Source organism: Kitasatospora sp. NPDC058170, assembly GCF_042883905.1.
Classification (GTDB): domain Bacteria; phylum Actinomycetota; class Actinomycetes; order Streptomycetales; family Streptomycetaceae; genus Kitasatospora.
In genome coordinates, this window is the sequence record NZ_JBHVUV010000008.1 from 181,892 (window position 1) to 196,065 (window position 14,174).

Annotated in this window: 16 protein-coding genes; 4 read left to right on the forward strand and 12 right to left on the reverse strand. The window is 75.4% G+C overall.

Annotated features, from left to right (window positions below; genetic code table 11):
* Positions 1–46 precede the first annotated feature (46 nt).
* The 4 genes from ACFVVX_RS11750 (at position 47) to ACFVVX_RS11765 (ending at position 2,539) form a co-directional block, all read left to right on the forward strand.
* Positions 47–730, forward strand: a complete 684-nt coding sequence (locus tag ACFVVX_RS11750; RefSeq protein WP_387944124.1) for a hypothetical protein — start codon at positions 47–49, stop codon at positions 728–730.
* Positions 727–1,407, forward strand: a complete 681-nt coding sequence (locus tag ACFVVX_RS11755) for a DUF6875 domain-containing protein (RefSeq protein ID WP_387944126.1) — start codon at positions 727–729, stop codon at positions 1,405–1,407. The genes ACFVVX_RS11750 and ACFVVX_RS11755 overlap by 4 nt, the downstream gene beginning before the upstream one ends.
* Before the next feature lie 179 nt (positions 1,408–1,586).
* Complete coding sequence (locus ACFVVX_RS11760) at positions 1,587–1,934, forward strand: transcriptional regulator (RefSeq protein ID WP_387944128.1); 348 nt, start codon at positions 1,587–1,589, stop codon at positions 1,932–1,934.
* 401 nt (positions 1,935–2,335) lie between these two features.
* Positions 2,336–2,539, forward strand: coding sequence for a DUF397 domain-containing protein (locus ACFVVX_RS11765; RefSeq protein WP_387944130.1), 204 nt, complete (start codon positions 2,336–2,338; stop codon positions 2,537–2,539).
* Between the two features lie 99 nt (positions 2,540–2,638).
* Here ACFVVX_RS11765 and ACFVVX_RS11770 read toward each other — a convergent pair whose 3' ends face one another.
* The 12 genes from ACFVVX_RS11770 to ACFVVX_RS11825 form a co-directional block, all read right to left on the reverse strand.
* On the reverse strand, positions 2,639–3,493 hold the full coding sequence (locus ACFVVX_RS11770; RefSeq protein ID WP_387944132.1) for an alpha/beta hydrolase: 855 nt from the start codon (positions 3,491–3,493) through the stop codon (positions 2,639–2,641).
* On the reverse strand, positions 3,490–4,224 hold the full coding sequence (locus ACFVVX_RS11775; protein WP_387944134.1) for an indole-3-glycerol-phosphate synthase: 735 nt from the start codon (positions 4,222–4,224) through the stop codon (positions 3,490–3,492). The genes ACFVVX_RS11770 and ACFVVX_RS11775 overlap by 4 nt, the downstream gene beginning before the upstream one ends.
* Positions 4,221–4,943 (reverse strand): N-(5'-phosphoribosyl)anthranilate isomerase, encoded by a 723-nt coding sequence (locus ACFVVX_RS11780; RefSeq protein WP_387944136.1) that lies wholly within the window; start codon positions 4,941–4,943, stop codon positions 4,221–4,223. Before ACFVVX_RS11780 ends, ACFVVX_RS11775 begins: the two co-directional genes overlap by 4 nt.
* Positions 4,940–6,085: an acyl-CoA dehydrogenase family protein gene (locus ACFVVX_RS11785; RefSeq protein ID WP_387944138.1), complete on the reverse strand. Its 1,146-nt coding sequence runs from the start codon at positions 6,083–6,085 to the stop codon at positions 4,940–4,942. The genes ACFVVX_RS11780 and ACFVVX_RS11785 overlap by 4 nt, the downstream gene beginning before the upstream one ends.
* 53 nt (positions 6,086–6,138) lie before the next feature.
* Complete coding sequence (locus ACFVVX_RS11790) at positions 6,139–6,513, reverse strand: ectoine synthase (RefSeq protein ID WP_387944140.1); 375 nt, start codon at positions 6,511–6,513, stop codon at positions 6,139–6,141.
* Between the two features lie 137 nt (positions 6,514–6,650).
* Complete coding sequence (trpA, locus tag ACFVVX_RS11795; protein ID WP_387944142.1) at positions 6,651–7,520, reverse strand: tryptophan synthase subunit alpha; 870 nt, start codon at positions 7,518–7,520, stop codon at positions 6,651–6,653.
* Positions 7,513–8,556, reverse strand: a complete 1,044-nt coding sequence (locus tag ACFVVX_RS11800) for a hypothetical protein (RefSeq protein ID WP_387944144.1) — start codon at positions 8,554–8,556, stop codon at positions 7,513–7,515. Before ACFVVX_RS11800 ends, trpA begins: the two co-directional genes overlap by 8 nt.
* A gap of 5 nt (positions 8,557–8,561) precedes the next feature.
* A complete protein-coding gene (locus ACFVVX_RS11805) occupies positions 8,562–8,825 on the reverse strand; it encodes an acyl carrier protein (RefSeq protein WP_387944146.1) in 264 nt (87 codons plus the stop codon).
* A gap of 54 nt (positions 8,826–8,879) precedes the next feature.
* Entirely contained in the window at positions 8,880–10,358 is a 1,479-nt protein-coding gene (locus tag ACFVVX_RS11810) for an AMP-binding protein (protein WP_387944148.1), read from the reverse strand.
* Positions 10,355–11,254 carry a MaoC/PaaZ C-terminal domain-containing protein gene (locus tag ACFVVX_RS11815; protein WP_387944150.1) on the reverse strand — a complete coding sequence of 300 codons (900 nt, stop codon included), beginning with the start codon at positions 11,252–11,254 and terminating at the stop codon, positions 10,355–10,357. Before ACFVVX_RS11815 ends, ACFVVX_RS11810 begins: the two co-directional genes overlap by 4 nt.
* Positions 11,251–12,504: a beta-ketoacyl-[acyl-carrier-protein] synthase family protein gene (locus ACFVVX_RS11820; protein ID WP_387944152.1), complete on the reverse strand. Its 1,254-nt coding sequence runs from the start codon at positions 12,502–12,504 to the stop codon at positions 11,251–11,253. Before ACFVVX_RS11820 ends, ACFVVX_RS11815 begins: the two co-directional genes overlap by 4 nt.
* 166 nt (positions 12,505–12,670) lie before the next feature.
* Complete coding sequence (locus tag ACFVVX_RS11825; RefSeq protein ID WP_387944154.1) at positions 12,671–13,882, reverse strand: aminotransferase class I/II-fold pyridoxal phosphate-dependent enzyme; 1,212 nt, start codon at positions 13,880–13,882, stop codon at positions 12,671–12,673.
* Positions 13,883–14,174: the final 292 nt, after the last annotated feature.

A 14,174-nucleotide genomic window follows, 5' to 3' on the forward strand; every position in this document is an offset into this window, starting at 1 on the left:
GTCGCCGCTGCCACCGCTGTCACCGCTGTCACTGAGGAGAGTCCCGTTGACCACCGCCACCGCTGCCACCATCCCCGTCTCAGCCCCCGCCTCCGCCTCCGGCCCCGTCCGGCCCGGCCGGGCCCCGGCTCCGCCCGCCCGACCCGCCCGCCCGGGCGAGGGCGCTGCGCTGGCCGCCCTGCTCGCCGCCGCCTTCCAGGAGGACCCCCTCACCCTGTGGGCCTTCCCCGACGAGCAGCACCGGCGCCGGATCCTGCCCGCCTTCTTCCGCGCCTTCCTCGACCAGGCCCTCGCCTGGGAGGGCGTGCTGACCACCGACGCCCTCGACACCGTCCTGCTGTTCCTGCCGCCCGGCGCCTGGGAGCAGACCGAGGCCGACGGCGAGGCGTTCGCCGCCCGCCTGGCCGAGGCCGTCGAGGACCCCGCCGCCGTGCGGGCCCTGGCCGCCATCACCCGCCTGCAGGCCGAACGCCACCCCCGCCACCGCCCGCACTACTACGTCTCCTTCGCCGCCGCCGCCCCCGGGCGCCAGCGCACCGGCGCCGTCTCCGTCCTGCTGCACCACCTGCTGGAGCGCGTCGACGCCGAGGGCCGCGCCGTCTACACCGAGGCCAGCTCCGCCGGCGGCGCGGCCGCCGCCCGGCGCGGCGGCTTCACCCCCTTCGGGGAGGCCATCGCCCTGCCCGGCGGCGGCCCGCAGCTGCGCCCGATGTGGCGGGGCCCGCGGTGAGCGGCGACCTGCGGCTGTTCTCCGCCGAGCAGATCGAACGCGGCGAGGCCGCCGCCCACCCCGAGGTCGGCGAGATCCTCCACTGGAGCCGGCACTTCCTCACCACCGCCCACCCCGACCTCGGGCGCAGCGGCCCGGTCTGCCCGTACACGCAGCCCTCGCTGCGCCGCGGGCTGTTCCACGTCGCGGTGGTGGAGGGCGGCGACGGGCCCGGCGGCGGTGACCTGCCGGCGGTGGTGGGGCGGCTGCGGTCCTGGTACGACCGGTTGTCGCAGCGGCTGTCCGAGGAGTCGGACCGGGAGCTGCTGACGGTGCTCCTGGCGCTGCCGCAGCTGGACCGGGCGGACTCGACGGTGCTGGACGAGCTGCAGCGCAAGGCCAAGGACGAGTTCGTCTCGCAGGGCCTGATGATCGGCCAGTTCCATCCGGTGTGCGAGGAGGGGGGCCTGTGGAACTCCTCGTTCCGTCCGCTGCGTTCGCCGGTGCCGCTGCTGGCGGTGCGCAAGCTGCTGGTGTTCGACCTGCCGTTCCTGATCGGCGACGAGACGCACCTGGACCACTACCTGCGCCGCTTCGCTCCCGAGGTGCCGGCCCGCATCCGTGACCAGCTGGTCTCCGGGATGATGGGCGTGGACACGGGCATGGGCGCGCGCGTGGTGGCGACGGCGGGGGTGTGACCCGTCGTGGGTGGCGCCGGGCACCGACCCGGCACGGCCCCGTCCGGCGGGCGGGCGGCGGGTGGTGGGCCGGGCCGGGCCGGGCCGGGCCGGCCGAGGATGCCCGGAGTGGGAAGTCGGCGGGTCCGACTTCCCACTCCACGGCCCGGGACCGGCACGGGTGGGGGGATAGTCGGGGCATGGGTTTCCCCGTGATGCCGGACGGCCGCCGTGAGCGGTTGGCCGCACGGCTGCCGCAACGGCTGGAGGACCTCGCCGGACCGGTGGGCGGCACGGTCGAGCTGCCGGTGCACCTGGTGTGGTCGGGGCTGAACCGCTTCGATCTGGAGCGGCCCCGGCTGAGGATGGGCCTCTACCGGGTGGTCCTGACCGAGGGCATGCGCGAGGACCTGGTCCGCTTCCTGGACGCGGGGCTGCTGGTGGAGCTGTGGCCGGTGCTGCGCACCCTGGTGGGCCCGGCGGTCCGGACGGTCTGGGAGGGCGCCTTCACCGAGCTCGCGGCGGCCGCCCGGCCCGCAGCGGCGTGAGGCTCACCCGGCTGCACCGTCTGGTAGGTGGCGCGGCGCAGCCGGTTGCCCATGGCGGCTGGGTAGAGCTCGTAGAGCATCCGGTCGGGCCGGCCGGGGCCGTCCGGCGGCGGGCGCGGGTGGCGGACGCGGGCCGGCCGAGGATGCCCGGAGTGGGAAGTCGGCGGGTCCGACTTCCCACTCCGCGGCCCGGGGCCGGCGCGGGTGGGGGTCACCGCCGGTCCGTGCGCGGGGGCGGCAGGGGGGGGTGGGAGGGTGGACAGGCCGGACGGGGTCCAGTCCTACACCGCGCTGTGGAGTCGCCTGCAATCCGCGGCCCTGGGGCACGTAGAGTCGAGGAACATGATCCTTGGCCTGGCAGGAGCCGACTGGCACAGGCCCTCCGACAGGGAGCTGCCTCCATGAACATCCCGGACTTCACCGGCGCTGCGTGGCACAAGAGCACCTTCAGCGGCGACAACGGCGGCCAGTGCGTAGAAGTGGCCTTTCACCAGGGCGCCGTCGGAGTCCGGGACTCGAAGGCCGAGGGCCGGGGACCCGTCCTGGCCTTCGCACCGCAGGAGTGGCACGCCTTCGTCGACAGCGTCGTCGCCGGCGAGATCTGAGCCGCGAGTTCAGCTGCACCACAAGGGACGTCCCCCGAGGGCGCGCGGCCGCAAGTGGGCCGCGCGCCCTCGGTCTTCGGGTCGCCGGCGCGGGGGTGCTCAGGCGGGTTGGTGGGGGGTGGGGAGGTGGTGGTCGGCGAAGGTGAGGGCGTTCTGGTGGTAGGCGGGGGCGGTGCGGGCCAGGGAGAGGTTGTGGCCGGCGCCCCGGTGGTGGTGGACGGTGGCGGTGCCGGGCGGGAAGGCGGCGGTGAGGTCCTGGCCGTCCAGGTTCCACCAGGCCTCGTGGTCGGCGAAGGTCAGCCGCACGGGCACGTGGATGCGGGCGGCGAGGCGGGCGAAGCGGGCGGGCCAGGTGGCGAGTTCGCGGTTCTCCAGGGCGGGCACGGGGGTGAGCAGGCGGCGGGCGGCGTGGAAGGTGCCCGGCGGGTAGAGGTTGAGGGGGCCCCAGTTGAGGCGGGTGGCGCCGGCGGCGAGGGTCTCGGCCCGGTCCCAGGCGCCGGGGGCGTAGTGCTGGGCGAGGCCGGAGACGTCGACGCCCAGCAGCGGCGGCAGGTGCCGGGGCCAGTGCGCGGCGAGGTGCAGGGCGATCTTGCCGCCGAAGGAGTGGGCCAGCAGCAGGACGCCGGCGCCGACCGGGCGGGTGCGGGCGTAGTCGGCGAGGGCGGCGGCGATCGCGGTGCCCTGGTCGGCGATCAGGGCGCCGGCGGGCAGGTGGGCGGCGCTCGCGCCGTGGCCGGGGCGGTCGACGGCCAGCACGGTGTGGCCGTGGCGGGCGCCGTGGGCGAGCAGGCTGGTGGCCGGGTCGGCGGGGCCGTCGAAGTAGGCGGCGCGCATGCCGCGCCCGTGCACGGCCAGCACCAGGGCCCGGGGCTGCGCGGCGGGCTCGGCGGGCTCGGCTACCAGCGCGGACAGCGGCAGGCCGTCGGCGTCGAGGGTGAGCGGGCGGGCGCTCACAACGCGGCCGGGGCGGTGCGGGCCGCAGCGGTGCGGGCCGGGGCGGGGGCGGTGCGGGCGGCGTCGAGGGCGGCGAGCCAGCCGGGCAGGTCGGTGCTGCGCATCAGGGAGGTGCCGATCAGCAGGCCCGCGTAGCCGGCGTCCAGGAGGCGGGCGCCGTCGCGGGGGTCGGTGATGGCGCTGGCGCTGACGGGGGCGCGGGTGGCGGTGGCGTGCAGGGCGGGCAGCAGGCGCAGGCTGCGGGTGAGGTCGCCCGGGTCGCGTTCGCGGGTGCGGATGTCCTTGTTGTTGACGGCGACGACGCAGTCGCCGGCGTGGGGCAGGGCCGCGATCTCGTCCTCGCCGGTGACCTCGACGAAGGGGGTCAGGCCCTCGTCGAGGGCGGCGGCGACGAGTTTGTGGAGCTGGGCGCGCGACAGCAGGGCCGCGGTGAGCAGCACGGCGCGGGCGCCCAGGCGCCGGGCGGTGGCGAGTTGGGCGGGCCGGGTGAGGAAGTCCTTCTGCAGGACGGGGAGTTCGGTGCGTTCGGTGACCTGGCGCAGCAGGTCGGGGGTGCCGCCGAACCAGCGGCCGGTGACGACGGACAGGCAGGGGGCGCCGGCCTGTTCGTAGCGGGTGACGAGGTCGTCGACGGTGCGGCCGGCGAGGAGGTCGCGGCCGTGGGGGTCGCGGAGTTTGATCTCCATGATCAGTGGGCGCCGGGCGGCGAGGAGGGCGTCGGTGAAGGTCATGCGGGCTGTTCCTCACGGTGCCAGGTGCGGGCGAGGGCGGTGACGGCGGCGGCGGTGAAGCGGCCGGCGGTGTCGCGGGCGCCGGTGTCGATGTCGGCGCCGCGGTAGAGGGGGTGGGCGGTGACGGCGCGGTAGGCGTGGTGGTTGTCGGGGGTGAGGCCGCCGGCGAGGAGGAAGGGGCGTTCCAGGCGGGGCAGCAGGGCCAGGACGTGGGCGGGGTCCAGGCGTTGGCCGGTGGAGCCGACGCGGCCGTCGGCGGTGGCGGTGTCGAGGAGGAACAGGTCGGTGCCGGCGCGCTGGTAGGCGCCGATGAGGGGGCGTTCCAGGCAGGTGGGGCCCTGGAGGTGGAGGACCTTGAGCAGGACGGCGTCGGGCAGGGCGGCGCGCAGGGCGCGGACCACGGCGGGGGGCTGGTAGGCGTGCAGCTGGATCCAGCGGATGCCGGTGGCGGTGGCGGCGGCGGCCAGGCGGGCGGGGTCGTCGAGGAAGGTGACGAGGGTGGGTTCGATGCCCTGGTCGCGGGCGGCGGCGGCCAGGCGGGCGAGTTGGGGCAGGGTGAGGTCGGCGGGGCCGCCGGGGATGCCGTGCCACAGGCCCGCCAGGGTGGCGCCGTGGCCGGCGAGCAGGGCGAGGTCGGCCGGGGTGCGGGCCCCGCACACCTTGAGGTGGCGGGGCCCGGCGGTAGGGGCGTGCGGGGCCGGGGGCGTGGTCGTGGTCATTTGCCCAGGCCCAGCATGGAGGCGATGCGGTTGTACTGGATCTCGTTGCTGCCGGAGTAGATGGTGCCGGCGACCGCGTTGCGGACGTCCTTCTCCAGGCCGTACTCGGACATGTAGCCGTGTCCGCCGAAGACCTGGACGGCGGCGAGGCTGGTGGCGAGGTTGCTCTCGCTGGTGAGGAGTTTGGAGATGGCCATGTCGACGGTGACGTTCTCGCCCTCCTCCAGGCGCTGGGCGGTGTCGTAGAGCCACTTGCGGGCGGTCTCCAGGCGGATCTTGGTGTCGACGATCTTGTTGGCGACGGACTGGTAGGAGCCGATCGGCTTGCCGAAGGACATCCGGGTCTTGGCGTACTCGATGCAGCGGTCCAGGCGGTGCTGCATCTCGCCGACGTTGACGATGAAGGAGTAGAGGATCTCGCGTTTCATGACGTGGTCCAGGACCAGGAAGCCGCCGCCGACCCGGCCGATGACGCGGGTGGCGGGGACGCGGACCTCGTCGAGGTAGAGCTCGCTGAGCGGCGAGGTCCGCAGGCCCATCTTCTTCATCGGGCGCCCGACGGTGATGCCGGGGGTGTCGCGGTCCAGGAGGAAGGCGGTGACCCCGAGTGCGCCGCCCTGGGGGTGGGTGCGGGCGTAGACGACGACGACGTCGGCGACGGGCCCGTTGCTGACGAAGGTCTTGCTGCCCGTCAGGACGAAGCCGTCGCCGTCGCGTTCGGCGCGGGTGCGCATCTGCATGGCGTCGGAGCCGCCCTCGGCCTCGGTGATGGCGTGGGCGCCGATCGCCTCGCCGGAGGCGATGCGCGGCAGGTAGGCCTCCTTGAGGGCGGTGGAGCCGAAGGCCTGCAGGGGGACGCCGGTGGAGGCGAGGCTGGTGGTGACGGAGAAGTTGAGGCCTCCGTCGCGGCAGCCCTCCCCCAGGCCCTCCAGGACGTACATGGTGGTCAGCAGCGACTGGTCGAGTCCTCCGTACTGCTCGTCGAAGGGCAGGGAGAGGATGCCGGTCTTCTGGATCATGCGCCACTTGTCGAAGGAGAAGGTGCCCTCCTCGTCCTGGTCGATGTGTCCGGCGCTCAGGTCGTCGCTCCACCGGGCCAGGCCCTCGCGCAGGGCCCTCTGGTCGGCGTTCCAGCGGATCACGGGACTACCGCCTTCCTCCGGGCCCGGTCGGGCCCGGGGTACTCGGGTCGGCTCTAGTAGGCGGAGGAGGAGTGGGCGTCGAGCTGGTGGACCTCGTCGCCCTGCAGGGCGGGGGCGAAGACGCACACCAGGCGCAGGTCCTCGTCGGGGCTGGCGACGAGGTAGTGGGCGTCGTGCTGGTCGAGGGCGTACATGCGCCCGGGGGTGATGGGGTGGGCGTTGCCGTCCAGGTCGATGACCTCGCCGGAGCCCGCGATGCAGTAGCAGGCCTCCATGTGGTTGCGGTACTCCAGGCGGGACTTGGTGCCGGCGCGTACGAGGGTGTCGGTGAGGCTGTAGCCGAGGCCGTCGCCGGCCAGCAGGAAGCGCCGGGACAGGCCGTTGCCCCACTCGACGGTCTTCACGTCTTCGAGGTCGCGGATGAGCATGGTGGTCTGCCTTTCACTCGGAGGTCGCTGAGGGTGCTGAGGGTGCTGGGATTGCTGGGAGTTGCGGTGGTACGGGTACTGCGGGCGGTGCCGGTGGTGCGGGTGGTGCGGTTCCGGTCCGCGGGGGGCCGGAGGTCTCAGGGGGTGCGCAGGGCGCGGACGAAGGCCCGCAGGTCGGTGACGACGTCGCGGCGCTGGTCGAGGGCCTGCTCGACGCGGGCGACGGCCGCGGAGCCGACGATCGCGGCGTGGGCGCCGGTGCGGGCGACGGCGGCGACGTCGGCGGCGTCGCGGACCCCGAAGCCGACCGCGACCGGCGCGTCGGTGCGCGCGCGCAGGGCGGCGACGGTGTCGGCCAGGGCGCCGTGGCCGGCTGCCGGGGCGGTGCCGGAGCGGCCGTAGTGGGCGACCAGGTAGACGTAGGCGCCGGCGTGCTCGGCGGCGTCGGCGATCACGTGGTCGGCGGAGCCGTGGTAGCAGGTGGTGACCTGGGGCAGGGCGGCGGCGCGGGCGGCCTCGCGGTAGGCGGGGCGCAGCCGGGGCGGCAGGGCGTGGACGAGCAGGGCGTCGGCGCCGGCCCGGGCGATGGCGGTGGTGGCGGCGGCGGGGTCGTGGTGTTTGAGGCTGTGGCTCCAGTCGGCGAGCAGGGCGATGCGCAGGTGGCGCAGGTGCGGGCGCAGCTCGGCGAGGTGGGCCAGGACGGTGTCGAGGGTGGTGGCGTGGGCGAGGGCGCGGGTGGCGGAGCGGCGGATGACGGGGCCGTCGGTGGCGGAGTTCGGGAAGGGGACGGCGAGTTCGAGGACGTCGAGGCGTTCCTCGTCGAGCATGAGGATCAGGTCGCTCAGGGCGGGGGCGGGCGGGTCGCCGGCGTTGAGGAACAGGGCCAGGCCCGGTTGTCCGTCGGGGCGGGGCGGGAAGAAGGCGCGGGCGGGTGCGGCGGTCGCGGGTGCGGTGGCGGCGGGCGCGGTGGCGGCGGGTGCGGTGGGTGTGGGTGTGGTGTCAGGCATGGGTGGCCGCCGGGGTGCGGGAGAGGCGTTCGGCCAGGGCGCGGGGGGCGCCGTCGGCGAGGGCGTCGAGGGCGGCGCGGTAGGCGGTGGGCCAGTGGGGGGTGTGGCCGCAGGCGACGGCGAGGGCGGCGGCGTTGAGGGCGATGGTGCGGGTGGCGGTGGGGTGGGCGCGGTGGGTGAGGGTGTCGAGGAAGTGGGTGGTGAGGCGGTCGGGGGCGGGGGCGAGGTCGGCGAGGGTGCCGGTGGCCTCGTCCAGGGCGGCGGCGGGCAGGTGGACGGTGGCGGGTGCGGTGCCGGGGGTGTGGGTGTGCAGGGTGTTGTCGGCGAAGGGCAGGAGTTCGTCGGCGCCGGCGGTGTTGGCGGCCAGCCACAGGGTGCGGTCGGTGGTGTGGCGGGCGAGGGCGCGCAGGGTGTCCAGGGGTGCGGCGTGGGAGACGCCGGTGAGCTGGGCGCTGACGGGGACGGCGGCGAGGAAGGGGCCCAGGGCGTTGAGGAAGCGGCCGAAGGGCTTGAGGGGCAGGGGGTGGAGCAGGCGGGCCAGGCGGGTGAGGGGGGCGGGGTAGACGTGCGGGCCGGCGAAGGCGATGCCGTGGCGGTCGAGGTGGTCGGCGGTGTGGCGGTGGGAGGTGGTGAGGGGGATGCGCAGGCGGTCCAGCAGGTCGATGGAGCCGGCGGCGCTGGTGTAGGCGCGGGAGCCGGTTTTGACGACCCGTACGCCCAGGGTGGCGGCGGTGAGGGCGGCGGCGGTGGAGATGTTGAAGGTGGCGGGGCCGCCGCCGGTGCCGACGACGTTGACGGCGTGGGGGTGGGCGGGGCCGGGGTGGGGGGCGCGTTCGGTCAGGGAGGCGGTCAGGGCGCGCAGGGTGTCCGGGTCGGGCAGGCGGGTGGTGAGGGAGGCCAGCAGGGCCGCCGCCTGGGCCCGGTCGCTGTCGCGGCCTGGGCCCGGGCGGCGTTCGTCCAGCTGGTCCCACCACGAGCGCCAGGTGTCGGCGTCGACCGGTTCGTGGCGCAGGAGTGTGGTGAGGGCCGGGTGCATTCGGATCAGCCCGCGACCGGGGCGGGGGTGCGGCGCTGGGTGATGAAGGCGTCGATGGCGGCGACCGAGCGGAAGTTGTTGGGGTCGAGGTCGGTGTCGTCGACGGGCAGCTCGAAGCGGTCCTCGACCCAGGCGATGAGCTTGAGGACGCCGAGGCTGTCGATGACGCCGTCGGAGAGGAGGTCGTGGTCGTCGGCGAGCTGGTCGGCGCTGACGTCGGGCAGGAACTCCTCGATGAGGAAGCGCTTGATGGTGGCGGTGTTGCTCATGGTGTCGGTTCTCCTCGGGTGACGGGACGGTCAGGCGGACAGGTGGTCGGGTGGTCAGGCGGGGGCGGGGTCGACGGCCTTGCGGTCGACCTTGCCGGTGGGGGTCTTGGGCAGCGGGGTGTCGGTGATGGTCAGCTGGGCGGGGACGGCGGCGCGCGGCAGGCGCCGGGCCAGGTGTTCGCGCAGGACCAGGCTGTTGAGGGTGCTGCCGGGGGTGCGGTGGACGGCGGCGAGCAGGCGTTTGCCGGTGAGCGGGTCGGGGCGGGCGGCGACGGCGGCCTCGCGGACCTCGGGGTGTTCCAGCAGGACGCGTTCGATCTCGGCGGTGTTGACGGCGACGCCGCGGACCTTGACCTGGTGGTCGCTGCGGCCGGTGAGCAGCAGGCGTCCGGCCTCGTCGCGGGTGACGAGGTCGCCGGTGCGAAACCAGCGGCGTCCTTCGCCTGCGCCGGGCGGGTGGGTGGTGAAGCGGCCGGCGTCGCGGGCGCGGTCGAGGTAGCCGGCGGCCTGGAAGGGGGTGGCGACGTAGAGTTCGCCGCTGCCGGGGCCTTCCAGGGGCTGTCCCCGGTCGTCGACGAGCAGGGTGTGGACGCCGGGCAGGGGGCGGCCGATGGGCACGGGCAGGGCGGCGGTGGCGTCGAGGGTGTCCAGGGGGTGCAGGAAGCTGTCGTTGGTCTCGGTGCAGCCGTAGATGTTGTAGAGGCGGGCCGCGGGGAGCAGGTCGGGCAGGGCGGCGAGGGTGCGCCGGTCGATGGCGTCGCCGGTGAAGGCGGCGTGTTCGACGCTGTCGAGGACGGCGGCGGTGGGGCGGGCGGCCTCGGCGAGCAGGGCGTAGAACATGGGGACGGCCTGGACGACGTGGGGGCGGTGGGTCTGGAGCAGGGTGAGCAGGTGGCGGCCGTTGGCGGCGTGGGCGGGGTCGACGAGGACGACGTGGCCGCCGTGGGCGAGGGTGGCCCAGACGTCGAGCAGGCACAGGTCGAAGTTGAGGGGGGCGTAGTTGAGGACGGTGCGCCCCGGTCCCAGGTCGAAGGTGTCGTGGGCCCAGGCGGTGAAGCGGTCGATGCCGCTCTGGGCGAGGGGGACGGTCTTGGGCAGGTCGGTGGAGCCGGAGGTGGTGAGCAGGAAGGAGGTGCCGGCCGCGAGGGTGGGGGCGGTGCGGGGGGCGGGGGGTGCGGCGGGCTGGGGTTCGTCGTGGGGGGCGAGGATGTGGCGGGCGCCGGCCTGTTCGAAGAGGGCGGTGAGCAGGGCGGGGGCCAGGGCCGGGGAGGGCAGCAGGAAGGGGCGGCGTTCCAGCAGGCAGGCCAGGACGAGGGCGACGGCGCCGGGGGACTTGGGGGCGAGGACGCCCAGCGGTTCGCCGGGGGCGAGGTCGAGGGTGGTGAGGCGGGCGCGTTCGGTCTCGGCGGCGGCGGCCAGTTCGCGGTAGGTGGTGGTGCGGCCGTGCCAGCTGAGGGCGGGGGCGTCGGGCTGTTGGCGGGCCTGGGCGGCGAAGGCGTCCGGGAGGGCGAGGGGCGGCGGTGTGGTGGTCATCGGGCGTCCTCGCGGGGCGGGGTGAGGGTGGCCCAGCCGGCTTTGACGGCGGTGCCGGTGTCGGTGGTGAGGGTGAAGCGCACGACGGTGGCGTCGTCGTGGGGGTGCAGGCGCAGGTGCAGGTCGGTGCCGGGGGCGACGGGGGCGGCGAAGCGGGCGCCGAGGCCGCTGATGCGGGTGGCGTCGCCGTCGGCGTAGCGGTCGGCGATCTCCTCGGCGGCCAGGGCGAGCAGGCTCATGCCGTGGGCGATGACGCCGGGGAAGCCGGCGGCGCGGGCGGCCTGGTCGTCGAGGTGGATGGGGTTGAGGTCGCCGGAGGCGTGGGCGTAGCGGTGGACGGCGGCGGCGTCGAGGGTGCGCCGGGTGGTGGCGGGCTCGCCGGGGGTGGTGCCGGGGACGGGGGCGGGCGGGATGTCGCCGAAGGGTTCGATGGTGCGGGCGCCCAGCAGCAGGGCGGAGGTGAGGAGTTCGGCGAAGACCGTGCCGTCGGCGCTGAGGCGGGTGCGCAGGGCCAGGCGGGTGCCGCGGGCCTCGCGGCGGGCGCCGAGGACGGTGAGGTCGACGGTGGCGGGTTCGCCGGCGCGTACGGGGCGGGTGGTGCGGATCTCCTGGCCGAGGTGGACGACGGCGACGGGGCCGCTCTCGTGGGCGGTGAGGGCGGTGACGGTGTGTTCGGCGAGGGTGTGGGCGAGGACGAAGGGGTGGACCGGTGAGGGGGCGTCGTCGCGGGCGGGGGGCAGGCCGGTGCGGGCACAGGCCCGGTACTCGGCGAGTTCGCCGGCCGTGGCGGTGCGCCGGGAGGTGCGCGGGCCGGTGTCCGGCACCGGGGCGGGGGCCTGGGCCGGGGCGGGGCCGGGGGCCGGGGCCGGGGTGGTCGGGGTCGTCGTCGTGGTCATGCTGGGGTCACCACCAGGGAGGAGTTGTGGCCGCCGAAGCCGAAGGAGTTGGACAGGGCCGCGCCGGTGGGCACGGGGCGCGGGGCGCGGTGGACGACGTCGATGTCCAGGCCCGGCTCGGTGTGCTCGTGGTTGGCGGTCGGCGGGACCTCGCCGGCGCGCATGGCCTGGACGGCGGCGATGAGTTCGACGGCGCCGGCGGCGCCGATCAGGTGGCCGGTGACGCCCTTGGTGGAGGTGACCGGTACCCGGTGGGGGCCGAAGACGGTGCGCAGGGCGGCCGCTTCGGCGCGGTCGTTGTGGACGGTGGAGGTGCCGTGGGCGTTGACGTGGGCGATGTCGCCGGGGGTCAGGCCCGCGTCGGCGATCGCGGCGCGCATGGCGTCGGCGGCCCCCGAGCCGTCGGGGCGGGGCATCGACAGGTGGTGGGCGTCGGCGGTGGCCGCGTAGCCGGCGAGCAGGGCGTAGGGGCGGGCGCGGCGGGCGCGGGCGTCGTCGAGGCGTTCCAGGACGAGGAAGCCGGCGCCCTCGCCCATCACGAAGCCGTCGCGGTCGGTGTCGAAGGGGCGGCTGGCGCGGGCGGGGTCGTCGTTGCGCAGGGAGACGGCGTTGAGGTTGCCGAACCCGGCGAGGGTGACGGGGGTGAGGGTGGCCTCGCAGCCGCCGGCGATGACGAGGTCGGCGCGGTGGGTCTGCAGGAGCAGCAGGGCGTGGCCGATGGCGTCGGCGCTGCTGGCGCAGGTGGTGGCGATGGTCAGGGCGGGGCCGTGCCAGTCCAGGCGCATGGCGATCTGGGCGGCGGCGGCGTTGGGCATGGTGACCAGCGGCATCAGCGGGTTGACCTTGGCGGGGCCGTGGCTGGTGTAGTGGGCGGACTCGCGGTCGCTGGTGGTGCGTCCGCCGACGGCGTTGCCGACGATGATGGCGGTGCGTCCGGGCGGGGCCTGGGGGTGGCCGGCGTCGCGGTGGGCGGCGAGGGCGGCGAGGGTGCCGTAGTGGGCGAAGGGGTCCAGGCGGCGGGCGTCCTTGGCGGGCAGCCGCTCGGCCTCCGCGTGGGCGGCCTGGTCCAGGCCTCGCACGCGGCAGCCGATGCGCACGCGGTGGTGTCGGAGGTCGAGGTGGTCGAGGGCGGCGGCGGTGGAGGTGCCGGCGCGCAGGGTGGTCCAGAAGTCGCCGGGGGTGGATCCGGCGGGGCTGACCACGCCGAGGCCGGTGATGGCGATGTCGGGCCTGGGTGGGCGGGGTGCCATGGGTGTCTCCCTTCCGGCGCGCGGGTGGTGGCGGCCGATCGGATCGGGGCGGGGCCGGTTCGGGGCGCCCCGGGTGCGGGGCGGGGCCGGGTTCGGGCCGCCCGGATCGGGGCGGGGCTGGTTCGGGGCGGGTCGGTCGGGGCGGGCCGGGTCGGCGCGCGTCCGGTCAGATCAGGCCGGTCTGGCGGGCGGCGGTGAGGAAGGCGCCGGCGGCGAAGTCGATGTCGGCGGGGGTGTGGCGGGCGGTGACGGCGATGCGCAGCCGGGCGAGGTCGTTGGGCACGGCGGGGGTGACGACGGGCAGGCCGATGACGCCGGCCTTGCGGCAGGCGGTGGCGTAGTCGTAGGCGGCGTCGTCGGAGCCGGCGATGACGGGGATGACGGCGGTCTCGCTGGCCATGGTGCGGATGCCGGCCTGGTTGAGGGCGGTGCGCAGGCGCTGGGCCTGGGTCTGGATGTGGGTGACGCGTTCGGGTTCGCGGCGCAGGATGCGCAGGGACTCCAGTGCGGCGGCGGCCTGGGCGGGGGCGAGGGCGGCGGAGAAGAGGAAGGGGCGGGCGGCGTACTTGAGGTGGCCGATGAGGTCGGCGCTGCCGGCGATCCAGCCGCCCATGGAGGGGATGGCCTTGGAGAGGGTGCCGAGTTTGATGTCGACGCGGTGGCGGTGGCCGAAGTGCTCCTCGATGCCGCCGCCGGCCTCGCCGATGACGCCCAGGGCGTGGGCCTCGTCGACCATCAGGAGGGCGTTGTGGGCGTCGCAGACGGCGCGCAGCTCGGGCAGGGGGGCGATGTCGCCGTCCATGGAGTAGACGCTGTCGACGACGACCAGGCGCACGCCGCGCGGGTCGGCGGCCCTGAGGCGGCGCTCCAGGTGCTCGACGTCGTTGTGGCGGAAGCGGGTGACGGTGGCGCCGCTGAGGCGGCAGCCGTCGACGATGCTGGCGTGGTCGTACTTGTCGATCAGGACGGTGTCGCCGGGGCCGACGATGCCGCCGATGGTGCCGACGTTGGCGGCGTAGCCGGAGCCGAAGACCAGGGCCTGTTCGCGGCGGGCGAAGCTGGCGACCTCGGCTTCGAGCTCCTCGTGCAGGGGGATGGTGCCGGCCAGGGCGCGCACGCCGTGGTTGCCGGTGCCGTAGAGGTCGACGGCGGCCTTGGCGGCGGCGACGACGCGTTCGTCGCCGGCCAGGCCGAGGTAGCTGTAGCCGGACATCATCAGCAGGCGCTCGCCGTCGAGGTCGGCGTAGGCGCTGTCGCGTTCGACGGTGTAGGCGACGAAGCTGTTGCGGCGGGAGGGGTCGGACTCCAGTGCGCTCACGCGGTTGCGGGTGGCGGCCAGTTTCGGCTCGAGTCGGTCCCATCCTCCGGTTGCGTTCACGTGCCTTCTCCTCATCGACGTCGCGGCGCGGCGGAATTTTCTTCGGCGGGTGGTGCGGGGTTTTTCCGGGCGGGTGGCGCGGTTGTCCGGCGGGTGGTGCGCGGTGTTCCGCCGGAGGGTGTCCGGTGTTTCGGCGGTTTCTTCTCGAGGCCTTCACCGGGGGCGCTCAAGGATGGCTACATTTCTACGGCAGGGCGCGCAAGGCGTGCGCAATACCGCCCTGGTGGGGCTCTGACGTGCGGAAACCGGACGGGTACGACACATCGCGGTGCCGGCTGGGAATGTTGGCCGC